The sequence below is a fragment of the Flavobacterium aestuarii genome (assembly GCF_040049115.1).
Taxonomy (GTDB): Bacteria; Bacteroidota; Bacteroidia; order Flavobacteriales; family Flavobacteriaceae; genus Flavobacterium; species Flavobacterium aestuarii.
Map to the genome: position 1 here is coordinate 1 of NZ_JBDLZZ010000022.1, position 26060 is coordinate 26060.

A 26060-nucleotide genomic window follows, 5' to 3' on the forward strand; every position below is an offset into this window, starting at 1 on the left:
GAGTAAGAAAAGTAGATTTTTTCCTCTTCAGATTATCAAATCTTTTTGCTTAATCCCCAACTTTTGCACCTGATCCCATATTTTGAATATGTTCTTAAACACCTTGTTGTACTGGTGATTTTCTGCGAGAGGTGTCACTTAAATTTTAATAATTTAGTGACACCTCGAAAGACACCAAAACTTTGAGATTAAATGAATAATTTGAATATCCTATAAACGAAAAAACCCACTAAATCGTTGAATTTAGTGGGTTTTGTAACCATTTGCTTTTCAGCTCGCGGAGAAAGAGGGATTCGAACCCCCGGACCTGTTACAGTCAACAGTTTTCAAGACTGCCGCATTCGACCGCTCTGCCATTTCTCCAGTATGTCGCTATCATTTCGTGATTGCGAGTGCAAATATAAGAACCTTTTTTGGTTATGCAAGCGTATTTTTAGAAAAATTACAGCTATTTTTTAAGTTGCTTTTTAATTGTTTCATCTGCTATACTTTACATGTATTTTTTTTGAAAAAAAAGTTTTAATACTTTACATATTCTGTAATTTCCAGCCCGTATCCTATCATCCCCACTCTCTTGCTTTGCTCAGTATTGGATACTAAACGGATTTTAGAAATATCTATATCATGCAGTATCTGGGCTCCAATTCCATAATCTTTGGTGTCTATAACCACTTTTGGAGCTTTCATTGTCCCCTCAGCCTGAAGTGTCTTTAATTCGGTAATGCGATTAAGCAGATTTACTGCCGACATATCCTGATTGATGAATATTACCGCCCCTTTGCCATTATCATTAATAATCTTAAACATATCATCCAATTGCTGGTCTACATTATTAGTCAATGTTCCTAATAAATCATTATTAACCTGAGAAGAATGAATTCTGGTTAAAATAGATTCTCCTAGATTCCATGTCCCTTTGGTTAACGCAATATGTATTTGTTTGTTGGTAATCTGCTCATAGGCACGTAAACGGAAAGTTCCAAAACGGGTGTTAATATCAAAATCTTCTTTTTTGATGATTAAGCTGTCGTGCTGCATCCTGTAAGCAACTAAGGCTTCGATGGAAACTAATTTTAAATTGAATTTCTTCGCCACTTTAGCCAATTGTGGCAATCGGGCCATAGAACCATCTTCATTCATGATTTCGACGATTACTCCTGCTGGTTTAAAACCTGCCAATCGGGCAAAATCTATAGCAGCCTCAGTATGTCCTGTTCTTCTTAATACCCCCCCCTGTTTTGCAATTAGCGGAAAAATATGCCCTGGACGAGCCAGATCATGCGGTTTGGTACTTGGATCTACTAAAGAGAGTACCGTTTGCGCCCTATCTGCCGCAGAAATCCCAGTTGTCACTCCTTTGCCTCTTAAGTCTACCGAAACTGTAAAAGCAGTTTCCATAGGATCTGTATTATTGCTTACCATTACATGCAAGCCTAATTCTTTACAGCGGCTCTCAGTCAATGGAGCGCATATTAAACCGCGACCGTGTGTAGCCATAAAGTTGATCATTTCTGGAGTTACTTTATCGGCTGCAGCCAAAAAATCACCTTCGTTTTCGCGATCTTCATCATCAACTACAATAATGACTTTGCCTTGACGGATATCTTCAATGGCTTCTTCTATAGTGTTGAGCTGTATTTTTGTGGGAGACATTTTTATTCTTTATTTTGAGATGGAATTATTTTTTGAACTATTTTTTGAAATGCTTTCTGGATTGGTGTCAGGATCACATCTAAATTAATTAGGCCAATATCATTTGTAGCGCGATAAGTCAATAAAAGTGCCAATGGCGTTAAAATAATAGAAGACATCCAAGCACCTAGAAAAGGCGTTAATCCATCTTCCTGTGAAATTCTTTTACCAAAAGTATTGATAAAGTGAAACGATATAAAAATCAATACAGCAAATACAATTGGCAGGCCAATGCCTCCTTTGCGGATAATAGCCCCTAATGGAGCTCCTATAAAAAACATCAGGAAACAGGCATATACAATAACAAACTTATCATAGAATGATAAAATGTGGCTGTTAATATTTTTCTTTTTATTATCTAATTCAGTCTTAGTGGCATCTATAGAATACATCAGGCTTTGTACATTACTGCTTGCTGAAGCTAAAATTTCACTCTTTTTTTTATTGCTGTAAACTGATAATAAATCTTTTACCAGGCCTTTCTTTTTACTGGGAGCAGGAGCATTATTATTGTTAAGAACCTGGATTCTGGAATTACTGTTTTCGGAAAAAGCAATAATCTCATTATCTCTATTCTTATTGAGTGAATCTAAAGTATATTTCAAATCACTTACATTCAACATATTATTTGTGTTTGAAACGGATTCATCTTTAGCATCCGATTTATTCATTTGAGACAAATCAATATTAATCCTGTACACCTTGAATGAGCTTTTAGCAAATGGCAATTTACTTCTGTCTTCATACTTTTTAGGCACTATGTCCTGATAATAGTTTCCATCGTTTAAAACCAGCTGCAGCAGATTTGTTTTTTCATTACTGATTAATTCTCCATTTGTAGCACGAATGACGGTTTTGCTTCCGTCACCATTCTGCGCTTTCTGGTGAATTGTAATTCCTGTAAGATGGTTGCCATTTTCTCCTGATTTTTTATTCACCTTGATATTGTATAGGCCAACGTCACTAAACTGTCCTTCAGTGATTGCCAATGCCGGCTTGGCCTGAGCAATATTTTTCCTGAAATTGATAAACTTGAATTCGGCATACGGAATTACATTATTAGCAAATAAAAAAGCTATAAAACTCAATATAGTTATCGCAATAGTCAAGCTTCTCATGGCTCTCTGCAATGAAATTCCAGAAGATTTCATGGCTGCGAACTCATAATGTTCAGACAAATTTCCGAAAGACATTATCGAAGCCAGCAATATAGAAAGCGGTAATACTAACGGCACAATCCGAGGCATCGAAAAAGCCAAAAATTTAATTACCATAAAGAAATCTAAATCTTTACCTGCCAATTCAGCTATAAAAAGCCAGACGGTCTGCAATATGAATACAAAAAAAAGGATAACAAATACCGTAGCAAATGTTCCAAGAAATGTTTTTAATAAGTATCTGTCTAAAATCTTCACCTAAATAATTAATCTAATTTATTGATGTAATAATTGGGATATTTACTCGCGACAAAGGTAAACTGATTTTTTGGCAATGCTTGATTAGTTTTAAAAGAATTCACGGTTAATGTAGTTTTTGTCCCTTTCTTTCCTATTTCAATAATTTTGTAGATATTATTGGTTTTAGAATCAACTCCTACCAGAATCTCTTTTCTCTGATCTTTTGGATTAGCTGGAACCAGCTTTATGTATTGTATTTTTTTACCACTTACATTCTGCACAATATCCATAGAGAATTTATAACCCTTATTAAAAAAAGTCAGCATTTTGGAAGGAGTAATAGCCGTTTCATCTTTTTCATTTAGGGTAGAAACTGTTACTTCTTCATCTTCGGGAACAACAGTATAGGATTTTTTACCATCAAAAATCTTAGTAACTCCCATAAAGTTCAAAACATATTGATTCCCTTTCATCACCACTGTGCCTTTGCTGTCCTGATTAATATTCTCTTTGGCATTATTCAGTGAATATTTAAAATCAATTGTAATATTCTCATAACTTTTTACTTTGGCAGTAACTTTATCCAGCAAAGCTTTTGCTTTAGCATCCTGAGCCTGAGCCGAAAATCCTATCAAAAAAACCGTCAAAAGTCCCAAAATTGCTTTCATTCCTATTTTATTATGTAGTGTCATTGTTCTGTATTTTGTTGTGCTTGTATTTTTTAGTGTATTTCTAATTATTCACTTCGTCAGTTGGTTATTGCTCCTGCTTACTTCTCCCAATTTCATTAAGTTTTAAGCTTTATTTACTCTCGCTAAGGCGCTAAGACGCAAAGTAAAGAACTAGAAATTCGGTGCAAAAATAAAAAGCAATAAAGTTAAAAGCATTAAAAAAAAGATAAATTTCTACTATCAGATCCATTTCAGAGTCCAAAATCCAAAGTTCAAAATCTAAAAATCCAATAATCTAAAAGTCTAAAAATTTAATTCTCATTATTAAAAAACTGATCCAGACTGGCCATATCCTGTATATTCACGCTTCTGGCTTTACTGCCTTCAAAAGGACCTACAATTCCTGCAGCTTCCAGTTGATCAATTAACCTGCCGGCTCTATTGTAACCTAATTTCAGTTTTCTCTGCAATAATGATGCCGAACCCTGCTGTGCATTTACAATCACTTCGGCCGCTTCTCTAAATAAAGTATCTCTTTCCGAAATATCCATTTCCAAACTTGGACCACCATCTTCGCCAATAAATTCAGGAAGCAGATAAGCGGTTGCGTATGCTTTTTGCGAACCGATAAAATCGACAATCTTATCTACTTCGGGAGTATCCACAAAAGCACATTGCACCCTAACCACATCATTACCATTGGAATACAGTAAATCTCCACGACCAATTAACTGATCGGCTCCCTGTGTATCGAGAATAGTTCGTGAATCAATTTTTGAAGAAACCCTAAAAGCAATTCTCGCAGGAAAATTGGCTTTAATCAAACCAGTTATTACATTTACCGATGGTCTTTGGGTTGCAATAATCAAGTGAATACCAATCGCACGAGCTAATTGTGCCAATCTCGCAATAGGCATTTCTACTTCTTTTCCAGCGGTCATAATCAAATCGGCAAACTCATCGACAACCAGTACAATATAAGGTAAAAAACGATGTCCATTTTCAGGATTCAGTCTTCGGGATTTGAATTTTTCGTTATACTCTTTTATGTTTCTAACCATTGCATCTTTTAACAGATTATAACGGTTGTCCATTTCGACACAAAGAGAATTCAAGGTATTAACGACCTTTGCATTATCAGTGATAATTGCATCGTCAGTATCTGGGAGTTTGGCCAGATAATGTCTTTCGATTTTATTAAAAAGTGTCAGCTCGACTTTCTTAGGATCGACCATTACAAATTTAATCTCGGCAGGATGTTTTTTATAAAGCAGTGAAGTGATTACCGCATTCAACCCAACAGATTTTCCTTGTCCTGTAGCACCTGCCATCAATAAGTGAGGCATTTTGGCCAAATCTACTACAAAGGTTTCATTCGAAATGGTTTTTCCCAAAGCAATAGGCAATTCCATTTCGGCCTCTTGGAATTTGGCTGAACCAATTACACTCTTCATAGAAACCATAGTAGGATTCTTGTTGGGAACCTCGATACCAATAGTACCTTTTCCAGGAATCGGGGCAATAATACGGATTCCTAATGCCGAAAGAGACAAAGCAATATCATCCTCAAGACTCTTGATTTTTGAAATACGGATTCCCGCTTCGGGCACAATTTCGTATAATGTCACCGATGGCCCAACGGTAGCTTTTATCTGTGCGATTTCAATTTTATAATTGCGAAGTGTTTCTACAATACGGTTTTTATTTTCTTCTAATTCTTCCTGATTGATCGTAATTCCGCCAGTCGAATATTCTTTTAATAAATCGATCGTTGGATATTTATAATTGGACAGATCCAAAGTAGGATCAAACAGCCCAAAATCTGAAACCAGGCGAGATGCCAGATTGTCTTCGATTATATCTTCTTCAACAGCTTTTTCAATTACAAAAGCTTCCTCTTTTACAGGTTCTGGGTTTGGAGGCAGAACATCCATAGGAAGCGGCTTAAGCGTTGGCTCCAGATTAATTTCGGAAGCACTTGAAATGGTAGGCTTCAAAGCTTCCTTATTGATTTCAAATTGCGAACCTGTAGTTTTCAAATGAATATTATCCAACTCTTCATCAGCTTCATCTGGCTCTTCAACAGCAAATTCTTCCAGATTATAACTAGGGTCATTGGAGGATGGTACAGCGATTGGCTGCGTAGCTATGTCTTCTTTAATTTCTTTTTTAGTACTTTCAAAAAAAGCCTGAACTTTTTCCGGAGAGACCTGAATCTTAAAAATCAAATAGATAATTAACCCGAAAACAAGAGCTAAAAGCGTTCCTGTTTTGCCAATATAATCCTGAATGAATAAATTGAGTTCATATCCGATAGTTCCTCCCAGTTCTGGCACTGAAACAGCAAAGAATCCAAATAAAACTGATATTATAATAATGGCAAACAAATCCCAAAACCAGGTACCTTTTAATTTTTTGATAGAAAGATCTAAAACCAGATACATCCCAGTAAGAAAAAAAAGGCGTACAAATAAGAATGAGGCAATCCCAAAACCGCGATAAATAATTAAATCAGCGAGATAGGCTCCAAATTTACCAAGCCAATTCTGAACTGCTTCCTTTCGATCTGTCAATTCAGAAACAGCACTCTGGTCTATCTTTCCATAAATAAAAAAGGAAACAAACGCAACCAATAATGCTATAGAAAACAAAACCAATAACGCCCCCAAAACAATCCGATGCTGTTTAGTCAGCTGCCATGATTTTAGACCTTTAGGTTCTGAGTCTTTCTTTTTATCTAAAGTTTCTTTTTTTGTAGATTTTGCCATTCTTAAATTAAATTGAGCCTAGAAAAATTTTGGGATATAGATAATAAGACCAACTGCAATTGCTGTCATTGCTGCAAAAAATACAGCTCCTGCTGCAATATCCTTGATAAAACCAATTCTTTCATGATAATTAGGGTGAATAAAATCGGCAATTTTTTCCACTGCTGTATTCAACCCTTCTATACTCATAACCAAACCAATAGCCATGGTTTGAAAAAGCCATTCGGTAGCTGTGATATGATAATAAAAACCAGCAATAGTCATCAATATCCCAAGAGAAAACTGAACCATTATACTATGCTCGGTAGTTATTAATTTTACAGCACCAAGAAAAGCGTATTTCACGCTTTTCAATCGGCCTGTAAGTAATGTATTGTCTTTTTGAAATTCCATTGTAAACTTTTAAAGTGCCGCCAAAGCCGCTTCATAATTAGGTTCATGAGCAATTTCAGCTACTTGCTCTGTATGGGTTACCACACCGTTTTCATCAGTAACGATAATAGCACGGGAATGCAAACCAGCCAATGGCCCGTCAACAATTTCCAATCCATTGCTTTTTCCAAAAGCACCTTCTTGAAAATCAGATAAATTTACCACATTCTCAAGGCCTTCTGCGCCACAAAAACGTTTCTGGGCAAATGGCAGATCTCTAGAAATACACAAAACAGTAGTGTTCGCAAGACTGCTGGCACTTTCGTTAAATTTTCTAACAGAAGCAGCACAAGTCCCCGTATCTATACTTGGAAAAATATTTAAAACTAATTTTTTGCCTGCAAATGTGCTTAAATCAGCTATAGACAAGTCGTTTTGAACTAATTTAAAATCAGCTAATTTTGAACCCACTTTTGGTAATTCTCCTGAAGTATGCACTGGATTTCCTCCTAATGTTATTGTCGCCATATTTTTTTGTTTTTTTATGAGGTTCAAAAGTAAGGATTAATATTTGAATCTAAAAGTATAATATATGGTCTGAATTGTTTGTTAGCAAATACAGCTGCTCACCCGAAGCGGACTACTATCCTCATCAAAAACTATTCAATGAAGTCCAAGGGAGGCTTGAGAAAAACCAGCCAAGAAGGAAAACTCTAATTTTAATATAATTTTAAAAAGGTTTCTAAATTAAAAGAGTAAATTCCAGCTTTAAATTAATAAACCAGTTTCCAAACGATCAATATAATGAAAGTTTCTGTTAAACACATCTTTATTATCCTGCTATTACTTGCAACACCTGTTCTAAAAGCACAAAATACATCAATAAATTTTATAGAAAACGATTATAAAAAGGCACTTGAACAATCCAAAGCATCCCAGAAAACCATTTTTATAATGGTCTATGCCACTTGGTGCAGCCATTGCAACAAAATGAAAAGCACCGTTTTAAAAGAGCCTGCGGTGATTACCTTCTTCAATAATAATTTCATAAATCTAATGATAGATTCTGAAATGCCCGCGGGAAAAGAGTTTATGAAAAAATACAGCATAAAATCGTTTCCTGTTTTCCTGTTTCTAAACGAAAAAGAAACCCATCTGTATAGCACTGGAGGCGAATTTACCACCGAAGAATTTCTTGCAGAAACACAAAAAGCTTTAAACCCAAATACACAATTGCCTTATCTCGAAAAAAAGTTTAATGAAGATGTCGCAAATCCTGAAAATTGCATTATTTATTTAAACGCCTTACGAAAAAGCATTGACTCGGATAAAAGTGATGAAGTAACTGCCAAATATTTAGCAACACAATCTAAAGACCAGCTGATAACACCAATCAATTGGAAAATTGTCGCTTATGGAGTTAACAATCTGGATTCAAAAGGATTTGAAACAATCGTAAATCATCAAACCGATTTTGCCAAAGTCTCTTCAGCCAAAAGAGTCGAAGCCAAAATTATAAACGTGGTTAAAAAAACACTAACCCAAAACATGAATTATCTTGATTCCATCGGCTATTCCAAAAATAGAATTCTCGCAAAAAAACTTAATCTCACAAAAGCAGATTCATTAGTTTTCAGATATGATCTGCAAATGTATGAGGGTATCAAAAACTGGAAAAACTACCAGCAGACTACTTTAGAATCAGTAGACAGACTGGCTTGGAATGATTACTCAACAATCAATGCCGTTTCCAAAGTATATATTGATCACATTACTGATAAAGAAGCCTTAAAAAAAGCAGTTTCATGGGCCAAGCGTTCCGTAGAATTGAATACCACCGCCGAAAATACTTTATTATCAGCAAGGCTTTACAATAAGATTAATGATAAAAAGAATGCTATTGAAAATGCAAAAAAAGCCAAAGCTATAATTATATCAATGGGCTGGAACACCAAAGAAATTGATCAGTTTTATGCGGATTTAGGGTTAAGCCAGTGCGAATAACCGGAATTCCACACATTTTTACAAAATTAATCTGTGGAATTTTTGATTAAAAAACTTTTAAAAAATATAAAAAAGACCAGCAGTTTTTTTTACAAATTCAAATTACCTTCAATCCCATCATCCATAGTTTTGCCTGTAATAAAAGCGACAGTCATTTTTGCGGCTGCAACCACTCTTCCGTTTTTATTGTTCCAATAATAACCTTCCTCAGGAACTACTTTTATCACACTTAAATTCGGATCATCTTCGCCTTCTGGCATCCATACTTTTACAATTGGTGTGAATAATTCTTTTATAATTTCTCTATCATACAAAATAGTGGCATGACCATGCAGTGTTAAAAATTGGTCATGAGGTGCCGAGAAAAATAGTTCTACTTTAGAATTTTCTAATATTTCATGATTCTTGACACTGGTTTTATCCGATAAAAACCAAAGATTCCCATCATCATCTACTTTCTGTGCAGACATCGGTCTTGAACAAAGTCTGTCACCGTTGTAAGTACAAAACATACAGGTTTTTATATTTTCTGCTAAATCCTTTATTTTCTGAACAGCAGCACTGTCTCTCAAATTCTTGTGATCTCCCATAACTTTATTTTTAAATTATAATACACTAATTCTCAGAGATAAATTTCATATTTTAATAATTTTTCAGATTATAGAATTCATCATAAAAATTATCAAATTTCAATTTAATTCATTAAAAAAATTAAGAGAAATTAAGCGAAATCCAGAGATTTACTATTACAGCAAAAAAACAAAAGTGGTATGGATTGACGGGAAAAAAGACCTCACAAGGAATTTAATTCCTCAAAAAAACGGCCGGTATTTATAAAAATAAAAAACCGTTATCGCTCAGACTTTTGCGGTAACGGTTTTGTTTAAAAAAAAACATTTAGGGGTACTAATTCAAAATTATTTTTTTTCTAATTCTCGTATATAGTTGACTAATTTCCATCGCTGTTCATCAGTCAGTATTTCAAAATAACTAGCCATTGGGGCTTTTCCATTGGTTATTTTCCAGAAGATGGCACCATCTGTCTGATTCTTTACATTCAGGGCTTTAAAATTGGCAGGACGTGGCTGCAATGCATTACCTGCTTCACCATTTCCTTGCCCATTATTGCCGTGGCACAGCACGCACATCTGATTAAAAATTATTTTGCCTTCATCTGTGGCCTTCTGCTTTCCAGCAAATGGATTTTGCACAGAGTTTGCATACTCAGGCGCAGTCCAGCTTATTTCCTGTGCATAGCCGTTTATTGTTATAATCCATAAAGCTATCAGTGCTAAAAATCTAAAATTTGTTTTCATGACTTGTGCTATTAATTATACAACAAATTTAAGAAAACGTTATAGCACAGAAACTGATATTTATCATAGAATCGGATTTTTTTTAAATAAAAACCAATATAAAGAACAAAAATTTTTAATAATTAAATATAAAGCCATTTTATTAAATATTCAACAAAATATTTAATAAAATGGCAATCATAAACATATCATTATCGGAAGAATGCTGTTTTTATTATTACAACATCTTTTAGGGTAAATGTTATATTTTTCAAATTAGAAAACGCCTTTAAAAAAACTATGCATTTTATTGAATAGGGAGAATCAGCAAAAAAAATGTTTTGGGAATTTATAAATGATAAAATAATTTTATCAGATAACTTACTAAAAGATATAAAATAACACTCACAAAAGCGATGGCAATAACTAAACTGATGCCATTCACAATTATATTAGGTATAAATTTCAATTTTGGATGCACATAACGAGGCTCACGATTCAAATACTCGTGAACGTTTTGGGCGACTATTTTTGCTTTCTTTCTGATAGCTGCTTATTAATTGTAGAATAGGATAGAATATCAGGATGGCCTGATACAAAACTGCAATAGAATTTACTAATAAAGTACCTCCTGCAAATATAATCATTTTACCAGCACTTAAAACTATTCCATTAAAAAACAATCAATTGAACTCACAGCATTTTGCTTTATTGCCATAAAAAAACCGCATCATTTAAAAAAAAAGATGCGGCTTTAAGTAATTTAAAAAACGATTACAAAATATAATCGGTGTTAATGAAATTTGATTCTTTGCTATTTAGCAGTTCCTGCAGTATTTCATTATTATAGGCATTATCCTTTGAAGCTACGAAAGTCCTGATTGAGAAAGAACGCAAAGCATCATGAATACTTAATGTTCCAAACGCAGAATCTTTTCTTCCTGTGAAAGGAAAAACATCTGGTCCTCTCTGGCAGGAACTGTTCAGGTTTACACGGCAGACTAAGTTTACTAAAGTATCAATAAGCGGTGCAATGGTTTTGATATTTTTACCAAATAAACTTACCTGCTGACCATAATTAGATTCGGCCATATCATTTAATGGCTCTTGAATATCCTTGAAAGTCAATACTGGTATCACTGGCCCAAACTGCTCTTCATGATACACTCTCATCTCTTTATTGATTGGAAACAAAATAGCAGGGAATATAAAATTATCCGAATGTTCCCCACCTTTTGCATTAATTACCTTAGCCCCTTTTGCAGTTGCATCATCAATTAATTCCTGAATATAAGCTGGTTTTTCGGTCTCTGGAAGCGGTGTCAAAGAAACTCCTTTTTCCCAAGGATTTCCAAATTTCAATGCATCAACTTTCTCAGCAAAACGTTTGTTAAATTCGGCTGCAACATTTTCGTGTACATAAATAATTTTCAGCGCTGTACATCTTTGCCCATTGAAAGATAAAGTACCAGCAATACATTCCTGGATAGCTAGATCCAAATCGGCATCTGGCAATATAATGGCTGGGTTTTTAGCTTCTAATCCTAATACTAAACGCAATCTGTTTTTATTTGGATGCTGATCCTGTAAAGCAATGGCTGATTTACTATTTCCAATCAATGCCAAAATATCTACTTTTCCGGATTTCATTATCGGCGATGCGATTTCACGGCCTCTGCCATAAACAATACTGATTACTCCTTTTGGAAAACTGCTTTTGAAAGCTTCTAATAAAGGTGAAATTAATAAAACACCGTGTTTTGCTGGCTTGAAAATTACAGGATTCCCCATAATTAAAGCTGGGATAAGCAATGTAAAAGTCTCATTCAAAGGATAGTTATAAGGTCCAAGGCATAAAACAACTCCAATTGGCCCTCTGCGTACCATAGCGTTGATTCCCTGCACTTTCGAGAAATAGGCCGAACGGCTATTCAATTCTTTATAACTTTCGATAGTATCCTGAATATATTCAACTGTTCTGTCAAATTCTTTTTCAGAATCGCCAAGTGTTTTTCCAATTTCCCACATCAAGAGTTTAACTACTTCTGCACGGGTTTCTTTCATTTTGGCAACAAACTTTTCCATGCATTTGATACGGTCCACTACTTTCATAGTAGGCCATAATCCTTGTCCATTATTAAATGCTGCTTCGGCAGATGCTGCTACTTCCAATGCTTCTGCTTCTCCCATAAACGGAATAGAACCTAATAATGTGGGTTCATATTTTTCGGTTGAAGAAATCGTTGAATATACTGGTGTAGTTTTTCCTGTCCATTTTTTTAATTCTCCGTTTACCAGATAAGTATCTTGATTAAGCAGAGACGTTATTTGAAATTCTTGAGGTATTGTATTCATTCTAGTTTTGTTGGTTAATTTCCATTAATTTAAAAGAGGTGCTGGCCTCTTGATATGATGTTATACTACATCACCTTCCCATTCTATAATGCCACCGAGTAAATTGTAAGTATTGCTGATACCTAACTCGTTCATGATCTCACATGCTTTTGCACTTCTCATTCCAGAGCGGCAATACACATAATAATTTTTGCTTTTATCTAACGCCGCAATAGCATCTACAAACTCCTGACCTTTATGAATATCAATATTAATAGCACCTTCTATTATGCCTTGATCGCATTCGTCTTCAGTTCTTACATCTAACAGGACTGCATTTTCATCAGCTTCCTTTTGAGAAACCCATTCTTCTTGTGTCAAATTCATATATGTAAAATTTATTTATTAATAGGTTATATGTTATGATTTGCCAGTTCGTTTCCGTCTGGGCCGCTTTTCTTTAGCAGTGCTGGTTATGCAAACCTTTAAGAAGCGATTTCATAATATATATTTTTTCGTAAAAATACGAGATTTTCCTCAAACAATATACCTCTTTTTTGTGAATTACATAATAAATTAAAGAAATCGTTTTCGTAATACCTAAAACACTCCAGCTCCACACGCTGCTTAATTTTAAATAAGCTCCTGTTTTTTAGTTATTTTTGTGCTGTTGTATTCTTGCTGATTTCTAAATAAAACAAAATGCCAGAGATATTAAAAAAAACATTCCCTTACTTTTCTGCCGAATTAATTCAAGATATCAAAACGCATGAAATTATCAAGACATTCAGTGCAGGGGAAGTAATCATGCGGACAGGGCAGTATATCACACACACTGTCCTGCTGGTAAAAGGAACTATTAAAGTCTATCGTGAAGACAGTGATGGCGGGGAATTTTTCATGTATTATCTACAGCCAGGACAAGCTTGTGCCTTATCAATGGTGTGTGCAATCAAGAATGAAAAAAGCCAAATCATGGCCAAAGCGGTCGAAGATGCCGAAATAATTATGCTTCCATTGACTATGATGGATCAATGGATGATGCGTCACCGAAGCTGGTACGAATTTGTTGTAGGCTCTTACCGCAATCGTCTGGAAGAAGTGCTGGAAGTAATTGACAGCATCGCTTTCAGAGCAATGGACGAACGCTTGGAATTCTATCTAAAACGTCAGGTTGAAGCCTGCGGATGCAAAGAGCTAAAACTTTCCCATCAGGAAATCGCATCTGATCTGAATACTTCCAGAGAAGTTATTTCGAGACTGCTAAAGAAAATGGAGCAGCGAGGTCTGGTCATTTTGCACCGCAGCCAGATTGAAATACTGTAGTTGTCCCTTTTCTGCTGTTAATTGACAGATTTTTTTGTTGACTTCGAAATATTCTTAAACAAATCATCAGCATTGTGACAAAAGTTACATTGTTACACAAAAAGACTTTGCATCTTTGTCTGGAATTTAAAAAAGCGGTATGGAATACATTGGTTATCTAGCTTCAGTCATAATAGGCCTTTCACTGGGGCTCATTGGTGGTGGCGGTTCTATTTTGACCATTCCCATATTAGTTTATTTATTTAAAATAGATCCTAAACTCGCTACGAGCTATTCCTTATTCATTGTAGGAATTACATCACTATCTGGATGTTTTAGCCATTACAAGATGGGGAATCTTAGAATAAAATCTGCGTTGTATTTTGCGGTTCCTTCTGTTTTTTCGGTTTTGGTTATTCGTGAGGTAATCATTTTAAAGATTCCCAATATCCTTTTTACTATTAATGATTTTCAAATTACCAAGAACTTATTAATCATGATCATCTTTGCAATATTGATGGTCGCAGCGTCATTTTCAATGATTAGCAAAGCCAAAGAAAAAATACAGTTTGTCAGCACGAATTATTGGCAGCTGGCAGCAATAGGTGCTGCGGTTGGGATTATAACAGGTTTTCTTGGTGCTGGAGGTGGTTTTTTAATTATTCCTGCGCTTTTATTTTTTGCCAATCTACCCATGAAACAAGCAGTCGGTACCTCTTTATTAATCATATTTATTAATTCGGCAGTCGGTTTTTTGGGAGATCTATACATAGGCACTTCAATCAATTATATCTTTTTAGCAAGTATTTCGGGCATGGCTTTTATAGGAATGCTGATAGGCACCCGATTATCCAAAAGAATAGACGGAGAAAAGCTCAAGCCTATTTTTGGCTGGTTCATATTAGTGATGGGAATTTATATCATTGTCAAGGAATTTTTTTTTTAACAGCTAAGATGCTGATTTTTCTATGTTCCTGGATTTCAACTTAGAAACTTTTAAACTTTAAACTTAGCATCTCAAAATCTTAGTAACTTTATACAAAATAAAATCATGCAGATAGAACAAATATATACAGGATGTTTGGCACAAGGTGCTTATTATATCAGTTCCAATGGTGAGGCGGCAATAATTGATCCGTTAAGAGAAACACAGCCCTATCTGGACAGAATTGAACGCGACGGTGTGAAACTGAAATACATTTTTGAAACCCACTTTCATGCCGATTTTGTTTCGGGACATCTGGATTTAAGCAAAGAAACGGGCGCACAAATTGTTTACGGCCCCACAGCAAAACCCGAATTCGAATCTATAATTGCGACAGATAATCAGCTGTTCGAAATAGGAAAGATCAAAATAAAAGTACTTCACACACCAGGACATACTATGGAAAGTTCAACGTACCTGCTTCTAGATGAAAACGGAAAGGACCATGCCATTTTCTCTGGAGACACATTGTTTATTGGTGATGTAGGAAGACCAGATCTCGCCCAGAAAGCGGCATCAATGACTCAGGAACAGCTGGCTGGATTGCTTTATCATTCGCTAAGAAACAAAATTATGACCTTGGCAGATGACGTTATTGTGTATCCAGCCCACGGTGCAGGGAGTGCCTGTGGCAAAAATATGAGCAAAGAAACAGTTTCGACTATTGGGAATCAAAAAGCAAGCAATTATGCATTGAGAGCCAATATGACCGAAGCCGAATTCATAACCGAGGTAACCGATGGACTGCTCCCTCCCCCAGCCTATTTTGGCATGAATGTAGCGATGAACAAAAATGGATATGACAGCTTTCATGAGGTATTAGAACATGGCATGAATGCTCTATCAGTAAGCGAATTCGAATCTAAAGCCGATGAAACCGGGGCCTTGATTCTTGACACCCGAAAAAACAGTGATTTTGCCAAAGGCTTTATTCCGCAATCTATAAATATTGGTATTGACGGCGATTTTGCTCCCTGGGTTGGTGCTTTGATTGCCAATGTAAAACAGCCTATTTTGCTGATTACCGAGCCAGGGCGAGAGGAAGAAACCGTCACCCGCCTGAGCCGAGTGGGTTTTGACAATTTAGCTGGTCACTTAAAAGATGGTTTTGATGCTTGGAAAAAATCAGGAAAAGACATTGATACCATAAACAGGATCACCGCCCAGGAGTTTCAGAAACAAGTTAAGATTGGCGAGAGCAAAATTATTGATATTCGTAAAGAAACTGAATACGCCGCCGAGCATGTATCCGAAGCTTATTGCAAACCATTATCAAGCATTAACGATTGGATCAATGACATCAACCCAAACGAGCCGTTTTTTATGCACTGTGCAGGAGGATACCGCAGCATGATTGCTGCATCGATTTTGCAAGCACGAGGATTTCGTAATTTTAGCGAGATTGAAGGCGGATTCAATGCAATTGCCAAAACCGATGTTCCTACTACCGATTTTATTTGCCAAAGCAAGATACGATAGCCAAAAACAATTTTCAATTTCAATGGCATTTTCAATGGCATCTTTAAAAAAACAAGAAACAATCAGGTCGAAAATCAAACGCCTAGCAATACCTGTTAAAAATGAAAAACAGCAATCAGAATTTTTGGGACAATAAATACAAAGACAACACATTAGGCTGGGATCTTGGAACCATATCTCCTCCCATAAAAAGCTATATCGATACTTTAGAAAATAAAAACCTCCGAATCTTAATTCCAGGCTGTGGCAGCAGTTATGAAGCTGCATATCTTTTGCAGCAGGGCTTTGCCAATATTACTGTTATTGATATTGCTCCCACACTGGTAGAGAATTTAAAAATGAGATTCAAAGACAATCCTGACCTCAACATTATATTGGGAGATTTTTTTACACATCAAGGAGAATATGATCTGATAATCGAGCAGACTTTCTTTTGCGCCTTGCCACCAGCAATGCGGCAGGAATATGTTTCGAAAATGCATCAGCTTTTAAGCAAAGAAGGCAAAATTGCCGGCCTTTTATTCAACAAGATATTTGAAAGCAGTCCTCCCTTTGGCGGCAGCCAAGAAGAATATGAAATGCTCTTCGGGAATACTTTCAATTTTATAAAAATGGAGGCGTGCCAGAATTCTGCCGCCCCAAGAGCTGGAACCGAATTATGGATTGAATTTCAAAAAAACAACTAAAATGAAGGAATTATTATTTAACAACTGGAATGCCATGCGGATTTTCCGTTTAGCCTTTTCCGTATTTTTGTTCGTGCAGGCCTACAATACGCACGAGTGGTTTTTTATTATCTTTGGATTATTTTTCTTTATCCAAGCATTATTTAATTCAGGCTGTGGGTCAAATGGCTGTGCCATACCTAAAAACAAAAAACGTAAAAAATGAGTACTTTTAATACTATCATACAATCAGAGAAACCCGTTCTGGTCGATTTTTTTGCCACCTGGTGCGGACCTTGCCAAACATTGGCACCTATTTTGAAAGAAGTTAAAGACAGTCTGGGCGACCGGATTTCAATCATTAAAATTGATGTAGACAAAAACCAGCAGCTTGCTTCGCTATATCAGGTCCGTGGAGTTCCTACCATGATTCTTTTCCAAAACGGAAAGCAATTATGGAGACAGTCTGGAGTTGTCGGCAGTTCAGATTTAATTAAAATTATCACAGAAAAATACAGCGTATAATTACACAATAAGATAATATTTCCTGATGCTTTTTATTGCGAATATATGTTCCTAAATATTTCGTTATAAAAAAGTTAATTAATAATTGTGATTCAAAAAAAGCTATACTTTTGAATCATCAAAAAATCAAAAATCAAAAAGATGAAAAACTTAATTACTATTTTAGCAGTAGCTCTTTTTTCGGCTGGTATGAATGTGAGCGCTCAAGAAACAAAGCCGAAAGAAACGCCTAAAAAAGAATGCACAGCGAAAGAAAAAAAAGCATGTGATAAGTCTAAAAAAACGTGCTGTTCTTCTAAAACAACAAAGAAAGCGTAATGTAATGTAATTTTATAATGTTTCGAAAAGAGTGTTGAAAAAATAAGTTCAACACTCTTTTTTTTTGCAGTACAGGGATTATCTTTATTAAGGTTATTTGGGCAGCCATTTATGAATAATTGCATCCAGATCATCTTCTACTATAGGCTTTGAGACATAATCATTCATGCCAAACTCAAGGCATTTATCTTTTTCTCCAACCATAATTCCCGCTGTCAGAGCAATAATAGGTACTTTACTGCCATTTTCAAGACTCCTGATTTCGAGAGTGGCATCATATCCATTTTTTATAGGCATCTGAATGTCCATTAAAATGAGGTCTGGCTTATTTAATTGAAATTGTTCTACGCCTTCCTCCCCGTCCCTTCCTTCGAGAATAATAGCATTTGGAATAATTCTTTTCACTAAGGTTTTGGCCAAAAACATATTGATTTTGTTGTCTTCAACAATCAAGATACGAAGCTTGTCCATTTTTTTATTCTTCCTGACTTTGGATTCAGCTGCAGTTAATTCAGCAAAATTATCGGGTATTGGCTGGGCTTTTTTAAATTTTATATAAAAGAAAAAATCACTTCCGTCTCCATATTTACTTTTCAGCTGCATGTGGCTTTTCATTAGTCCTAACAGCAGATTGGAAATTGCCAGGCCTAAACCCGTACCTCCAAATTTTCGTGACGTTGCGCTGTCTTCCTGAACAAATGAATTGAAAATCTTTTTTTGATTGTACTGTTTGATTCCAATACCGGTATCTTTAATAGAAAATTTTAAAAATGTGTTCTTTTTACCCGATTTTATTACTGCGACATCCAATATAATATGCCCAAACGAGGTAAATTTCAAAGAATTGCTTATTAAATTTACCAATATCTGTTTCAGCCTGATTGAATCGGCATGAATGTACTGAGGCACACCATTCTCTATTATAAGACTCAAATCAATATTTTTTAAATTAGCTTGATGCTTAAACAATTCGATTACCTGATGCAATAGCCTAAACAAATCTATATCTTCTAAATGCAGCTCTAATTTTCCCGATTCTATTTTTGAAAAATCCAAAATATCATTAATGATTTCCATCAATGAATTGGCAGAAATATTAACCGTAGACATATATTCCAATTGATTTTTCTCGAGCTCCGTTTTCATCAATAAATCAGTAAAACCGACAATTCCATTTAATGGTGTCCGAATTTCATGGCTCATATTGGATAAAAAATCTGATTTGGCTTTATTAGCCTCATCTGCCTGAATTTTGGCCTTTTTTAGTTCTTTATTGGTTTGTTTCAGTTTTTCGTTTATTTCCTCGTACTCCACATATTTATTATACAGTTCTTTCTCATTCTTTTCGGCTTTTTCTTTGGCTCTTATCAATTCCAATTCCAGCAGTTTATGTTCAGTTATATCACGGATTGTACCTAATACCACAGAAGGATTGTTATCATCATCCCATTTCAAGGATCCTAATCCGTGTACCCACCGTTCGGCTTTATCATTTATTCTTATGATTTTGTATTCCTTGTCAAACGGCTTTTTATTATTGATCACTTCTTGTTGAAAATAGATTTCTAAATTTTCTTTCCAATCGGGATGTACCAAAGCTTTCCAGGTTTCGGCGGTTAAATCATAATCAGCATCAATGCCTAAAATCGTATCCAGCAGGCCTGTCCGGCTCCATTTTCCTGTGTACATATTGATACTGTAAGTACCTATCTGGGCTATGCTTTGAGTTTCTTTTAAAAACAGCTCGCTTTCTTTGAGTTTTGCTTCTGCCTTTTTGCGCTCAGTAACATCTTTTACAAATAACAGAATCTGTTTTTCCGACAGTTTGACAGCATCAATTGACCAGAGATTAACACTGCCATTTTTATGTATAAATGGCATCATGTCTCTTGAGGTTTCTTTCAAAGCAAGAGTCCTGAAAATAGTTTCAATATTCGCTAAAAAATCTGCTGGCGTAATCTCTATCAGTGATTTTTTTAATAATGCTTTTTTGGAATATCCCGTAATCTTTGATACAGCAGGGTTTACCTCCAGGAATTGTCCATTCATACTGACTACCATAACCCCATCGGGTGCATTTTCTACATAATTTCTAAATTTCGCATTGCTTTTCAGTTCCCGTTCCTTATCTTTTATGATTTCAACTTCTTTGTTTTTGGCTTGAATTTCAGTTTCAATCTGCTTTTTTTCAGTAATATCCTGAGCTACTCCCCTTAATGCTATAACTTCATTTTTATCATTCAGGATTGGAATTCCTGTACCATAGATCCATTTTATCCTATTATTTGGCAATAGTATCCTGTGTGTCAGCTCATACGGTAATCTGCTTTTAACACATTCATTTATCTTACTCCTAATCAATTCCTTATCTTCTTGTGTAAAATATTGTAAGTAGCTGTCAAATAGATTAGAATTTGATCTGCTGTCAATTTCAAAAATCCTATACAATTCATTGGACCAGATTAAATCATTGTTTAGCAGATTGAATTCCCAGCTTCCTATTTTTGCAATTTTCTGAGCATCATTCAATAAACTTTCGCTTGCAGATAATTGTTCCTGAATTTTTCTTATTTCGGTAATATCCCTTCCAATAGAATAAATTAAATTATCCGATGGGTTGATGATTGATGTCCATTGCACTGTTATGAGATCGCCACTCTTGGTAAGAATCCTGTTTTCGAAAATTACGGTTGTTTTATTTTGCAAAAGCTCATGCGCAGCTTCATCGGTTTTTGGAATATCGTCTGGATAAATATATTGGGTAAAACTATTGATTAGCAATTCCCGTTTGGAATAACCCAGCTTATGGATGAATACAAGATTAAAATCTCTGAGATTTCTATTGGAGTCAGAAACGCATATAAAATCGGAAGTTTCCCGGGTAAAAAACTCAAAATTTGCAATAGAATCAATCTTCTTCTGCAAAAGTGAAATCGTAAGTTCCTGCTTTTTTATTTTTTGCAATAATTCGTCAACAGCTGGTAATTTTTCTTTCATATCTGCAAAATAGATTAATAATGAGATTGATCTGGAACCGCTTTTTTGGCACAAATAATTGGCATCATAAATGCCGCATGAAAGGTATACGCACTTACAAAATAGCTATTTTCATACAGATAATTTTTTATGAAAAACAGCTAATTAAAGATATAAAATTTATTAGATACAACACACTAATTTACAAACAATTAAAATATGACTGCCTAAAAAACTGCAGCAGGAAACTGCTGTTTACTTTTTTAAAAACATATTCAATGTTAGTACTGCTATTTTTTGCAGGATTGTCTTTTGGCTTATTTAATCAGCCATTTCTGCAGTATTTTTTCCAAATCGGCTTGGACGATTGGCTTGGTAATGTAATCTGACATTCCGTGGCTGATGCATTTTTCTTTTTCACCATTTAATACACCCGCTGTAAGGGCAATTACAGGAATCTGCATAATACTTTTGTTATTCCTGATGGCAACAGTAGCATCGTAGCCGTTTTGAATAGGCATTTGAATGTCCATCAAAATAAGATCTGGCATTTCAATTTCGGACAGTGCTACAGCATCATAGCCATTTGCCGCTTCAATTATTGTACAATTAGCAATAATTTTTTTAACCAATGTTTTAGCTAAAAGCATATTGATCTTATTGTCTTCGGCAATTAATATTTTATAGTTTTCCATTAAATTTGAATTATAAGGCTCAGGTTCCCTTACATTCATTTTGGCTTCTGGATTCTCTTTTTTTCGAATAAGTTTTTCAAAAGCGATGATAAAAAAGAATTCGCTGCCCGCTCCATAGGAACTGCTTAATTTTAATTCGCTGTTTTTTAATGCTAAAATCTGGCTTGAAATTGCCAGTCCTAAACCAGTCCCTCCATATTTTCTGGTTGCAGTATTATCAGCCTGAATAAAGGATTGAAAAATTTTCCTCTGATTTTGAACCTTAATTCCAATTCCTGTATCTACTACCGAAAATTTAATTTTTGATATTTTTTCATCAGCATCGGCTTGGGTAATATTTAGTTTAATATGTCCCGAAAAAGTAAATTTCATGGCATTACTCAGCAAATTGACTAATATCTGTTTCAGACGGAAAGAATCTCCTGCTATAAATTGTGGAACATCACGGTCAATGTGCAGCAGCAAATCAATTTTTTTGTGATTGGCTTCGTATTTAAATAAATTTATAATCTGATTTGACAATTCATAAATATCAATCTCTTCCGAAATCAATTCCAGTTTGCCTGATTCTATCTTGGAAAAATCAAGAATGTTATTGATAATTTCCATTAAGGTATTGGCAGAATCATTTAATGTTGCAAGGTATTCCAGCTGATCCTTGTCGAAATCAGTTTTCAGAAGCAAATCAGTAAAACCGATAATTCCGTTAAGCGGTGTTCGAATCTCATGACTCATGTTTGCAAGAAAATCGGATTTTGCCTTATTGGACGCTTCAGCCATTTCCTTGGCCTTTATCGTCTCATCCATTTGCTTTTTTTGGGTGATGTCTTGAACAACTCCTTTCAGGGCAACCGCGTTATTATTGCTGTCTACCATTGCAACACCGGTACAAAAAACCCATTTTATAATCTTATTGGGCAGGATGATCTGATGCTCCATTTCGTATGGCAGCCTATCAGCGATAGTTTTGTTGATATTCATCCTTAATACTTCGGCATCTTTTGGCAGAAAACAAGACAGATATTTCCCGTAAAGCTCCGTGTCATTTGGGATTTTTTCAAATTCAAAAATTTCATATAACTCATTAGACCAATTCAGCTCCTGGGTTATCAGGCTAAAATCCCAGCTTCCGATTTTGGCAATTTTCTGAGCTTCATTCAGTGACTTTTCGCTGGCTAATAATTTTTCCTGAGTTTTTCTAAAAACGGTAATATCCCTGGCGATTGAATATATTAAATTATTGGCTGTATTTAAATTAGCTTTCCATTGCAGAATAACTATTTCTCCATCTTTCCTGATATATCTGTTTTCAAAATCGATTACCGGCAGATTTTTTGCTAAAAGCTTGAATGTAGATAAGGTAGATTCTATATCATCGGGATGGATAAATTCCAGAAATGGCTTCGACAATAATTCCTCTTTAGAATATCCAAGCGCTGTAGTAAAGGCATCATTTACCATCTTGAAATAGGCATCATAATCTGCAATGCATACTAGATCCAAAGAATCTTTTATAAAATATTCAAAATTGGCTAAGTCCAGTTTTTCATCATTGAGCTGTTTTATCAGCAATTCCTGCTCCTTAACCTTATGAAGAAGCTCCTCATAACTAAACTCATTTTTTCTCTTTTCCATATCCAATCTAAATAATTGCAACTCCAAATGTCACTATTTTTTTATAAATATAGTATAGTCAGACAAAAAAAAAGCATCAAAATGGCAAAAGAAAAAAAACAGGCCAAAATAATAATGGCTAATCTTTGTTTTCTACTACCCTTGATGCTTTAAAAAACATAAAAAAAAATCTATGTTTTAAACGTCCTGCTCTTCCTCTTTTAAAACAGTTTCAAATTCCATAGGATCTTCAAAATCGCTATTCTTTATTATTTCTGGCTTGGAATTTTTACGTGCATTAAACTTTTCCAATTCTTCCAGTTCTCCATCTTCACCCGAAAAATATGGAAAAACATCCATGATAGGAGATTCAGATATTGCTGGGATCGTATATTCGCTCATAGTAGTTTTCATAACATGAACTGTATTATCAAAGGCCTCCTTTACATCGTTGGCCTGTATCAGTAAATACATGTTTGATTTTCTCTCTTTGCCAGTTTCTTCATCGTAAGCCATTAACGAAACTCTAGTCTTAAACCAGCGGTCTGTATTTTCAAAAGGATGAATTTCGGCAAAATTAGCTACTTTAATATTGGTGATTTTAAACTCTTCACTAATATAGGCAGACATCTCTTCGGTTATTCTGCTCTCTGCCTCTGTGTATGACACGGCGTCTACCAGATAAGGTTCTGTAGTAACCTTTTGTGTTCCTGTTGCTTCGTCGGTTTTTCTGTATTTAATTTTGCATTCGTACCAAATTGCGCTCATATATATTTTTTTAAGGATGCCAAAGATAGATTTTACAGCAGAAAAAATACTTAAATCGCAAAATAGATATCCACAATTTACATTAATCTCAAAAACAGTTAATTACACTCATACTCCAACCATTTTACATCAAAATTATGTAAATTTGGGTGCTATTGATTCCAAAGATTAAGCTGTTAAAAAAAAGTTAAAATAAAATTAAACAATCGTTTAATTTAAACACTTGTTTAATTTTGCACTGAATTTAAAAATACGATTGTGAAAACGGATTTTAACGACAAACAGATACAGATTCTTTTGGTGGCTGAAAATCTTTTTGCAGAAAAAGGATTTGACGGCACATCGATAAGAGACATAGCCAAAGAAGCCAAAATAAACATTGCTATGGTTTCCTATTACTTTGGTTCTAAGGAACAGCTTTTGGAGTCTATCATTTTATACAGAGCCTCTGGCATAAAACTGCAGCTGGATAATTTAATGCTGGAAGATTTAGATCCACTCCAAAAGATTAACAAGCTGGTTGCTCTTTACATAGACAAAATCAATACCAACAGATGCATATACAAAATTATGCACTTTGAATTTTCTACAAGCCAGCGGGTAATCAATCTACAGGCTTTTACTGATTTAAAACGAGGGAATTTAAAGGTACTGGAATCCATTATCGAAGATGGCCAAAAGGATGGAGTTTTTAGAAAAGATATTGTTATTCCGCTTCTTACAACAACAATACTTGGCACCTATTTTCATTTTCATTTAAACAGGCCTTTTTATCAGGAACTCTTTCAATTAGAGACCGAAGAAAAATACAATACCTATATAAAAACAACTTTAACAATGCATATTCAACAAACTATTAAAGCCTTTTTAACACATGAAAATTAGCTATTTAATACTCTTTGGAGGTTTCTTCGTTGGAATTTCATCTATGACTGCCCAAGAGAAGACCAATTTAAAGCTGGAAGAGGCAATACAATTGGCTTGGACAAAAAGCAATGAAGTTTCATTGGCAAACACCAAAGTCGATACAAAAAAACAGGAACTGCAATCGGTAAAAAACAATCAGTATCCAGATTTAAAACTTACTGGTCAGTATCTTCATTTGACGGAGCCAACTATCAAATTGGATTTTGATGCTGGATCGGGTGCATTTCCAGCTCCAGATCAGGTGCTTATTGGCCAAGCCAGTTTAAAAGTACCCATTTATTCTGGAATGAAAATTCAAAACGGCATTAAGCTTCATGATAATTTATATCAGGCAGAAAATGCAATGGCTTCTAAAACCAAAGAAGATGTAGCCATGAGGGTAATAAGTTATTATGCCAATTTATATAAAGCACAAAGAACCATTGAACTTATAAAAGAAAATCAGAAAAGCGCACAACAGCGTGTAACTGATTTTACTGCTATGGAAAAAAATGGAATCATACCCCGAAATGATTTATTGAAAGCACAGCTTCAGGTTTCTAAACTTCAGCTGTCACTTGATGAAGCAATCAATAACGAAACAGTTATTAATTACTATCTGGTAACTCTGCTGAAATTGCCAACAGGAACAAAACTAGCTGTCAACGAAGGAGATTTAATCACTTTTCCTAAAAACAGTATCCCTGCCGATGAACAGCCTGCATTGCAGCATCGAAAGGATCTGGAAGCTTTGCAATATCAGGAAAAAGCCTCTCAGAATAGTATTGATATAGCAAAATCCAATTATTACCCAAGTGTTGCCATAACCGGCGGATATGCTGCCTTAAACCTCAGCAATGTCATAACCTTAGAAAATGCCATGTTTATTGGTGTTGGTCTTTCCTATGATATCAGCGGAATCCTGAAAAATGGAACCGAAGTAAAAGTGGCAAAAAGCAAAGCCCTTGAAGTCAAAAATTCTGAAGAATTATTAAAAGACAATATCCGTATTCAAGTACAGCAAGCCGTTACCAGTTATGATCTGGCTGTAAAGCAAAGCGTTGTTTTGACTGAAGCTGTCGAACAATCTGCCGAAAATTACCGAATCGTAAAAGACAAATATGACAATGGCCTTTCGGACACCAATGATTTATTAGATGCAGATGTAGAACAGCTTAGATCAAGAATCAGTGAAACCATTGCCAAAGTAGATGTTATCCAGAAATACTACGAATTGCTTTCGGCTACTGGTCAATTATCACAAACCTTCAACCTTTCAAAAATATAACTA

24 protein-coding genes and 1 tRNA gene are annotated in these 26060 nt (G+C 35.1%); 11 read left to right on the forward strand and 14 right to left on the reverse strand.

The window, feature by feature from the left end; translation table 11 throughout:
• Window positions 1-278 precede the first annotated feature (278 nt).
• The 7 genes from ABEG11_RS17285 to tpx form a co-directional block, all read right to left on the reverse strand.
• Window positions 279-363: transfer RNA gene (locus ABEG11_RS17285), tRNA-Ser, on the reverse strand.
• A gap of 156 nt (window positions 364-519) precedes the next feature.
• On the reverse strand, window positions 520-1653 hold the full coding sequence (gene ribB, locus ABEG11_RS17290; protein WP_348825436.1) for a 3,4-dihydroxy-2-butanone-4-phosphate synthase: 1134 nt from the start codon (window positions 1651-1653) through the stop codon (window positions 520-522).
• A 2-nt stretch (window positions 1654-1655) separates the two neighbouring features.
• Window positions 1656-3107 carry an LptF/LptG family permease gene (locus ABEG11_RS17295; protein ID WP_348825437.1) on the reverse strand — a complete coding sequence of 484 codons (1452 nt, stop codon included), beginning with the start codon at window positions 3105-3107 and terminating at the stop codon, window positions 1656-1658.
• Between the two features lie 8 nt (window positions 3108-3115).
• Window positions 3116-3757 (reverse strand): outer membrane lipoprotein periplasmic chaperone LolA1, encoded by a 642-nt coding sequence (lolA1, locus tag ABEG11_RS17300; protein ID WP_348825486.1) that lies wholly within the window; start codon window positions 3755-3757, stop codon window positions 3116-3118.
• Window positions 3758-4071: 314 nt separating this feature from the next.
• A complete protein-coding gene (locus ABEG11_RS17305) occupies window positions 4072-6528 on the reverse strand; it encodes a DNA translocase FtsK (RefSeq protein ID WP_348825438.1) in 2457 nt (818 codons plus the stop codon).
• An 18-nt stretch (window positions 6529-6546) separates the two neighbouring features.
• On the reverse strand, window positions 6547-6921 hold the full coding sequence (locus tag ABEG11_RS17310; RefSeq protein WP_348825439.1) for a diacylglycerol kinase: 375 nt from the start codon (window positions 6919-6921) through the stop codon (window positions 6547-6549).
• A 9-nt stretch (window positions 6922-6930) separates the two neighbouring features.
• Window positions 6931-7428, reverse strand: coding sequence for a thiol peroxidase (gene tpx / locus ABEG11_RS17315; RefSeq protein WP_348825440.1), 498 nt, complete (start codon window positions 7426-7428; stop codon window positions 6931-6933).
• 276 nt (window positions 7429-7704) lie between these two features.
• Here tpx and ABEG11_RS17320 point away from each other — a divergent pair, with 276 nt between their 5' ends.
• Entirely contained in the window at window positions 7705-8904 is a 1200-nt protein-coding gene (locus tag ABEG11_RS17320; protein WP_348825441.1) for a thioredoxin family protein, read from the forward strand.
• Window positions 8905-8993: 89 nt separating this feature from the next.
• On the opposite strand, the gene ABEG11_RS17325 is transcribed toward ABEG11_RS17320, so the two are convergent.
• Both ABEG11_RS17325 and ABEG11_RS17330 read right to left on the reverse strand, forming a co-directional pair.
• On the reverse strand, window positions 8994-9494 hold the full coding sequence (locus ABEG11_RS17325) for a pyridoxamine 5'-phosphate oxidase family protein (protein ID WP_348825442.1): 501 nt from the start codon (window positions 9492-9494) through the stop codon (window positions 8994-8996).
• 327 nt (window positions 9495-9821) lie between these two features.
• Window positions 9822-10220: a c-type cytochrome gene (locus tag ABEG11_RS17330; RefSeq protein ID WP_348825443.1), complete on the reverse strand. Its 399-nt coding sequence runs from the start codon at window positions 10218-10220 to the stop codon at window positions 9822-9824.
• Here ABEG11_RS17330 and ABEG11_RS17335 point away from each other — a divergent pair.
• Window positions 10219-10386: a hypothetical protein gene (locus ABEG11_RS17335; RefSeq protein ID WP_348825444.1), complete on the forward strand. Its 168-nt coding sequence runs from the start codon at window positions 10219-10221 to the stop codon at window positions 10384-10386. The two genes, ABEG11_RS17330 and ABEG11_RS17335, sit on opposite strands and share 2 nt — an antisense overlap.
• A 587-nt stretch (window positions 10387-10973) precedes the next feature.
• Here ABEG11_RS17335 and ABEG11_RS17340 read toward each other — a convergent pair.
• A complete protein-coding gene (locus tag ABEG11_RS17340) occupies window positions 10974-12554 on the reverse strand; it encodes an NADP-dependent glyceraldehyde-3-phosphate dehydrogenase (RefSeq protein ID WP_348825445.1) in 1581 nt (526 codons plus the stop codon).
• Window positions 12555-12614: 60 nt separating this feature from the next.
• A complete protein-coding gene (locus ABEG11_RS17345; RefSeq protein WP_348825446.1) occupies window positions 12615-12920 on the reverse strand; it encodes a rhodanese-like domain-containing protein in 306 nt (101 codons plus the stop codon).
• A gap of 315 nt (window positions 12921-13235) precedes the next feature.
• Here ABEG11_RS17345 and ABEG11_RS17350 point away from each other — a divergent pair, with 315 nt between their 5' ends.
• The 7 genes from ABEG11_RS17350 (at window position 13236) to ABEG11_RS17380 (ending at window position 17810) form a co-directional block, all read left to right on the forward strand.
• Complete coding sequence (locus ABEG11_RS17350; RefSeq protein ID WP_348825447.1) at window positions 13236-13859, forward strand: Crp/Fnr family transcriptional regulator; 624 nt, start codon at window positions 13236-13238, stop codon at window positions 13857-13859.
• A 139-nt stretch (window positions 13860-13998) separates the two neighbouring features.
• Window positions 13999-14784, forward strand: coding sequence for a sulfite exporter TauE/SafE family protein (locus ABEG11_RS17355; RefSeq protein ID WP_348825448.1), 786 nt, complete (start codon window positions 13999-14001; stop codon window positions 14782-14784).
• A 105-nt stretch (window positions 14785-14889) separates the two neighbouring features.
• Window positions 14890-16302 carry an MBL fold metallo-hydrolase gene (locus ABEG11_RS17360; RefSeq protein ID WP_348825449.1) on the forward strand — a complete coding sequence of 471 codons (1413 nt, stop codon included), beginning with the start codon at window positions 14890-14892 and terminating at the stop codon, window positions 16300-16302.
• A 101-nt stretch (window positions 16303-16403) separates the two neighbouring features.
• A complete protein-coding gene (locus ABEG11_RS17365) occupies window positions 16404-16988 on the forward strand; it encodes a methyltransferase domain-containing protein (RefSeq protein ID WP_348825450.1) in 585 nt (194 codons plus the stop codon).
• A 1-nt stretch (window position 16989) separates the two neighbouring features.
• A complete protein-coding gene (locus tag ABEG11_RS17370; RefSeq protein WP_348825451.1) occupies window positions 16990-17193 on the forward strand; it encodes a hypothetical protein in 204 nt (67 codons plus the stop codon).
• Window positions 17190-17492 carry a thioredoxin gene (gene trxA / locus ABEG11_RS17375; protein WP_348825452.1) on the forward strand — a complete coding sequence of 101 codons (303 nt, stop codon included), beginning with the start codon at window positions 17190-17192 and terminating at the stop codon, window positions 17490-17492. The genes ABEG11_RS17370 and trxA overlap by 4 nt, the downstream gene beginning before the upstream one ends.
• Before the next feature lie 141 nt (window positions 17493-17633).
• Complete coding sequence (locus tag ABEG11_RS17380) at window positions 17634-17810, forward strand: hypothetical protein (RefSeq protein ID WP_348825453.1); 177 nt, start codon at window positions 17634-17636, stop codon at window positions 17808-17810.
• Window positions 17811-17903: 93 nt separating this feature from the next.
• Here ABEG11_RS17380 and ABEG11_RS17385 read toward each other — a convergent pair whose 3' ends face one another.
• The 3 genes from ABEG11_RS17385 to ABEG11_RS17395 form a co-directional block, all read right to left on the reverse strand.
• A complete protein-coding gene (locus tag ABEG11_RS17385; protein WP_348825454.1) occupies window positions 17904-20807 on the reverse strand; it encodes a PAS domain S-box protein in 2904 nt (967 codons plus the stop codon).
• A gap of 296 nt (window positions 20808-21103) precedes the next feature.
• Window positions 21104-23116 (reverse strand): PAS domain-containing protein, encoded by a 2013-nt coding sequence (locus ABEG11_RS17390; RefSeq protein ID WP_348825455.1) that lies wholly within the window; start codon window positions 23114-23116, stop codon window positions 21104-21106.
• 177 nt (window positions 23117-23293) lie between these two features.
• Window positions 23294-23863, reverse strand: a complete 570-nt coding sequence (locus tag ABEG11_RS17395; protein WP_348825456.1) for a DUF4494 domain-containing protein — start codon at window positions 23861-23863, stop codon at window positions 23294-23296.
• Window positions 23864-24121: 258 nt separating this feature from the next.
• Here ABEG11_RS17395 and ABEG11_RS17400 point away from each other — a divergent pair, with 258 nt between their 5' ends.
• Both ABEG11_RS17400 and ABEG11_RS17405 read left to right on the forward strand, forming a co-directional pair.
• On the forward strand, window positions 24122-24748 hold the full coding sequence (locus ABEG11_RS17400; protein WP_348825457.1) for a TetR/AcrR family transcriptional regulator: 627 nt from the start codon (window positions 24122-24124) through the stop codon (window positions 24746-24748).
• Window positions 24738-26057, forward strand: coding sequence for a TolC family protein (locus ABEG11_RS17405; protein WP_348825458.1), 1320 nt, complete (start codon window positions 24738-24740; stop codon window positions 26055-26057). The genes ABEG11_RS17400 and ABEG11_RS17405 overlap by 11 nt, the downstream gene beginning before the upstream one ends.
• Window positions 26058-26060 lie beyond the last annotated feature (3 nt).